This is a genomic window from Mesorhizobium sp. M2C.T.Ca.TU.002.02.1.1 (genome assembly GCF_003997225.1).
In genome coordinates this window covers 1-4,907 of sequence record NZ_RZTO01000465.1, presented here as the reverse complement: position 1 = coordinate 4,907, position 4,907 = coordinate 1, and the positions used below count along the sequence as shown (strand labels likewise).

General features: G+C 63.6%; 6 protein-coding genes. 5 read left to right on the top strand and 1 reads right to left on the bottom strand.

Features of this window, described 5'->3' with window-relative positions:
- The 5 genes from EOD07_RS22380 to EOD07_RS22360 all read left to right on the top strand — a co-directional run.
- A partial coding sequence (locus tag EOD07_RS22380) for an ABC transporter substrate-binding protein (RefSeq protein WP_164772429.1) occupies positions 1-331 on the top strand: 331 nt, incomplete at its 5' end.
- A gap of 132 nt (positions 332-463) precedes the next feature.
- Positions 464-1,375 carry a branched-chain amino acid ABC transporter permease gene (locus tag EOD07_RS22375; protein WP_127237010.1) on the top strand — a complete coding sequence of 304 codons (912 nt, stop codon included), beginning with the start codon at positions 464-466 and terminating at the stop codon, positions 1,373-1,375.
- A complete protein-coding gene (locus EOD07_RS22370; RefSeq protein WP_127237009.1) occupies positions 1,375-2,334 on the top strand; it encodes a branched-chain amino acid ABC transporter permease in 960 nt (319 codons plus the stop codon). The genes EOD07_RS22375 and EOD07_RS22370 overlap by 1 nt, the downstream gene beginning before the upstream one ends.
- Before the next feature lie 5 nt (positions 2,335-2,339).
- On the top strand, positions 2,340-3,104 hold the full coding sequence (locus EOD07_RS22365; RefSeq protein WP_127237011.1) for an ABC transporter ATP-binding protein: 765 nt from the start codon (positions 2,340-2,342) through the stop codon (positions 3,102-3,104).
- Positions 3,104-3,832 carry an ABC transporter ATP-binding protein gene (locus EOD07_RS22360; RefSeq protein WP_041005944.1) on the top strand — a complete coding sequence of 243 codons (729 nt, stop codon included), beginning with the start codon at positions 3,104-3,106 and terminating at the stop codon, positions 3,830-3,832. Before EOD07_RS22365 ends, EOD07_RS22360 begins: the two co-directional genes overlap by 1 nt.
- 100 nt (positions 3,833-3,932) lie before the next feature.
- On the opposite strand, the gene EOD07_RS22355 is transcribed toward EOD07_RS22360, so the two are convergent.
- The gene (locus EOD07_RS22355) at positions 3,933-4,847 is read right to left on the bottom strand and encodes a LysR family transcriptional regulator (protein WP_127237008.1); all 915 of its coding nucleotides are present in this window, start codon (positions 4,845-4,847) and stop codon (positions 3,933-3,935) included.
- Positions 4,848-4,907: the final 60 nt, after the last annotated feature.

The window sequence follows — 4,907 nt, the reverse complement described above, 5'->3', positions numbered from 1 at the left end:
CGCAGGCTCGGCCGGCGAGGGCGTGTTCCTGCTGTCCCCGCCAACCGTCGATCTCCTCTCCGGCGCTGCCGATTTCAAGGCCAAGTACAAGGAGGCCTACGGCCGCGACGCCGGCGCCTACGCGGCACTTTCCCATGATGTCGGCGACCTGATCGTCGATGCGATCGCACGGGCAAAGTCTGCCGATCAGAAGGCGATCGTCGAGGCGCTGAAAGCAAGCGACTTCAAGGGTCTGGCCGGCGAAATCAAGTTCACCGACAAGAACACGCTGCAGACGTCGAACTTCCGCCCGGTGGTCGCCAAGGGCGGCAAGTGGGTCGCCGACGAGTAACCGACAGAACACACTGATACCGGGGCGGCCTTTGCCAGCCCCGGCATCATTCCTGTTTTGCGGCTATGTGACTGGTGGGCTATCGATGCTGCGCCAAGGCACGACTTTTCCAATACCTGCACCGGAGCATCAATGACGCTCGACCTTGTCATTCAGCAACTGGTGAACGGCCTCATCGTCGGCTCGTTCTACGCCCTGATCGCGCTCGGCTACAGCATGGTCTTCGGCGTCATCAAGCTCCTGAATTTCGCTCATGGCGATATCTATATGAGCGGCGCCTTCGTCGGTCTCATCGTGTTTTCCTTCGTCGGCGTGTGGGTTGGCAATGGCTGGCTTGGCGTCGTCTGCGCGTTGCTGGTTTCGATGCTCGCCGTAGGCCTGCTCGGCGTCGTCATCGAGCGCTTCGCCTACCGGCCGATGCGCAACGCGCCGCGCCTGTCGATCCTGATCACCGCGCTCGGCGCCTCGATGGTGCTGAACGGCAGCGCGCTTGCGCTGACCGGCGGGCGGCATTTCGCCTTCAACACCGACCTCGGCTTTGCCGGCCTGGACGTTTCGGCTGTGCACATCACCTACACGCAGATCGCGCTCGTCGCCGCCTCGATCCTGCTGATGGCCGGCATGCAGGCCTTCGTCTCGCGCACCATGTACGGCAAAGCAATGCGCGCCGTCTCGATCGACATGGGGGCGAGCCGCCTGATGGGCATCGATGTCGACCGGGTGATCGCGCTGACCTTCTTCATGGGATCGGCGCTCGCCGCCGGCGGCGGTGTCATGGCGGGCGCCTATTATGGCAGCGTCCATTTCTTCATGGGCTTCATCATGGGGCTCAAGGCCTTCACCGCGGCCGTCATCGGCGGCATCGGCAGCGTCCCTGGCGCCATGCTTGGCGGCCTGCTGCTCGGCCTTCTCGAGGCTTACGGGTCATCCTTGCCCTTCGTCGGATCGGAATGGCGAGACGTCTTCGTGTTCGGCGCGCTGATCCTGTTCCTGGTCTTCAAGCCTACCGGCCTGCTCGGACGCTCGGTCGTGGAGCGGGTGTGATGAGCGACGGAGCGAGCTCCCTGTCCGCCGCCACGCAACCGCCATTGGTGCGGCGCTCGTTTTTGCTGTGGGCTCTCGCCGCGCTCGCTTGCGCGTTGGCGCTGCCCCACTTCGCCAATGCCTATGTAACGGAGGTGGCAACCACGGCGCTGCTTTATGTCGTGCTCTGCCTCGGCCTCAACATCGTCGTCGGTTACGCAGGCCTGCTCGACCTCGGCTATGCGGCCTTCTTTGCCGTCGGCGCCTACACGACCGGAATCCTGACCTCGGAATTCGGCTTCAATTTCTGGCTCACCATTCCCGTCGCCATGGCGGCTGCCTGCCTGGCCGGCATCATCATCGGCGCGCCGACCTTGCGGCTGCGCAGCGACTATCTGGCGATCGTCACGCTGGGCTTCGGCGAGATCGTGCGCATCATTGCCCGCAACCTCGATATCACCGGCGGCGCCAGCGGCCTTGTCGGCATCGAGCGGCCGGAGATCCTGGGCTTCAAGCTGATGCAGGTGCAGCATTTCTACTACGCGTTCCTGGCGCTCGCGCTGCTTGCCGTCTTCGTGTGCCTGAGCGTCGAGCGGTCACGCATGGGGCGTGCGTGGTTCTATGTCCGCTATGACGAGGACGCCGCCGCCGGTATCGGCATCAACCGCGTGTCGGCCAAGCTGCAGGCCTATATGATGGGGGCGGTGATCGCGTCGGTGGCCGGGTGCCTCTACGCCGCGAAGATGACCGCGATCTCGCCGGAAAGCTTCACCTTCAACCAGTCGCTTCTGATCCTTCTGGGTGTGGTGCTTGGCGGCATGGGCCGCATTCCCGGTGTCGTCCTGGGTGCCATCCTCGTGGCCCTGCTGCCGGAAGTGCTGCGCGGAGCGGGCACCTATCGTCCGCTGGTCACGGCCGTGGCGCTGCTCGCGATCATGCTCTTCAGACCGAACGGCCTGTGGCCGGACAAGCGGGGTTGACCACGATGGCCTTGCTGGAAGTCCGCGATCTGCGCCTCAGCTTCGGGGGGCTGAAGGTCCTGCAGGATATTTCGTTCTCGGTGGAGAAGGGCGCGATCAACAGCCTCATCGGGCCGAATGGCGCGGGCAAGACGTCGCTCTTCAACTGCCTGACCGGCTTCTACAAGCCGAAGGGCGGCTCGATCCGGTTGGGCGGCCGGCCGATCACGGGCTTGCCGCCGCACCGCATCACGGCGCTTGGCCTTGCCCGAACCTTCCAGAACATTCGGCTGTTCAAGGAAATGTCGGTACTGGAAAACGCCATGTCCGGGCAGCATTGCCGCAGCCGCCACGGCATCGTTTCGGCAATCCTGCACCTGCCGTCGCAACGGCGGGAGGAGGACAGGATCCGCGCGGCGGGCATGCGCTGGCTCGACTTCGTCGGCATCGCCGAGCATGCGCATCGTCTGGCCGGCGGCCTTTCCTACGGCGACCAGCGGCGGCTCGAACTCGCAAGGGCTCTGGCGTCGACGCCAGAGATCATCCTGCTCGATGAACCTGCCGCCGGGCTGAACGAGCGCGAGAAGCTCGACCTTGTGCATCTGATCCGCCGCATTCGCGACGAGACTGGCGTCACCGTGCTTTTGATCGAGCACGATATGGGCCTGGTCATGCAGGTGTCGGAAAAGATCGTCGTCTTCGACTATGGCCAGAAGATCGCCGATGGCCCGCCGGAGGCCGTGCGCGCCGATCCCAAAGTCATCGAAGCCTATCTCGGCACGGAGGATTGATGGACACCGATATTGTCCTTGCGGCCGACCGGATCGTCGCGCGCTACGGCAGCATCGAGGCGCTTCATGGCGTCAGCCTCGCGATAAGGCGCGGCCAGATCGTAGCGCTGCTCGGCGCGAACGGCGCCGGCAAAAGCACGACATTGCGAACGCTGTCCGGTCTCATCGCTGCGTCCTCGGGAAGTGTCCGGTTCCTGGGTGAGGACATAACCAGGGTCCCGGCCCACCGCTTGCCCCACCGCGGTCTTGTTCACGTTCCCGAGGGACGGCGCATCTTCGGCGACATGACGATCCGCGAGAATCTCGACCTGGGTTCGTTCACGCTGACCGACGATGCGGAGCGGCGACGGCGGCTGGACCATGTGTTCGAACTCTTCCCGATCCTGGCGAAGAGGCACAATGGCGACGCAAGGAACCTGTCCGGCGGAGAGCAGCAAATGCTGGCGATCGGCAGAGCGCTCATGGCGGCGCCGAAGGTGCTGTTGCTCGACGAGCCTTCGATGGGGCTGGCGCCGCAACTGATCAAGGAAGTCATGAACATCGTGCAGCGCCTCAATCGCGAGGGCGTGACGATCCTTCTGGTCGAGCAGAACAGCAAAGTCGCGTTGAAGTTCGCGGACTACGGCTACGTTCTAAAGGGCGGACGCATCGTGCTCGAGGGTCGGGGGACCGATCTCGCCAACGACGATGCCGTCGTCAGCGCCTATCTGGGCGGTGTCGCTGCCTGACAGGCTGACCGTCAATGTGCGGTTGTTCGGATGTGGAAACGAGGCCCGAATGTTGAGTGTCGCGGGGAGGACGTCAATCCAGCCGGTGAACGAAAAGCGCTCAGGCGTCCCTGGAATAGACATTGATCTTGCTTCGCAGGAGATCGATCATTGCGTCCCGGACAGCGTCGCGCGTGCTGCCGGTCCACGCGACTGCCAGGGGCAATTTCTTCAACCCATCGGTTTCCGGCGCGTCGAGGGCGATATAGCTCACGCCCTCGACCTGCAGGCGTGAAGCCCAGCGCGGAACGATAGCGATACCCATTCCAACCGCCACGAGGTTCACGATGGTTTGCTTTTCATCGGCCAGGTGGACGACCTTGGCCGGGAGGCCGCGCTCGCTGAACAGCCGCATCGTGAGGTCGTGGCTGTGCGGGCGTGACCGCCGCTCCGGAACAATGAGTGTCTGGTCCACGAGATCCATGATTGAAACGCTGGCGCGCTGAGCCAGTTCATGGCTTGAGGGCACGGCCACGACCGCGGTTTCGTAAAGCAGGAAAAGCAACTCCAGGCGGCGGCTTGGCGCGGCAGACGGCCGGATCAGCGCAAGATCCAGCCGTCCCGAAAGTACGCGAGGCAGCAGACGGATCGTCCTGTCCTCGAGCACCTGCACGGTCACGTCCGGCGCTATCTCGCGAAAATCGTGAAGCAGGCGTGGCACCAGTCCCACCGCCGCACTGTCGATGACGCCAAGGCGCAGCACTGCTGCCCGGTCGCGCCCCTTCTCTCGAATGCGGTTTTCCAAATCGTCGGCTCTGGCAAGCAAAGCTCTTGCTTCTTCCAGCAGGAAAGATCCATGTTCGGTCAGAACGGCGTTCCGGGTCGTGCGCGTCATCAGCCGCACGCCGAGGTCTTCCTCCAGCATCCTTATGTGCCGGCCAAGCGACGAGGGCAGCATACCGAGCCGCTGCGCCGCACGCCCGAAATGCAGCTCGTCGGCCGCCATGACAAAGCAGCGGAGCTGGTGCAGTTCCAACGCGCCGTTCCCTTGAGAGTTCGATTATATTGGGACTTCGATTAAATCACATTTTTATAT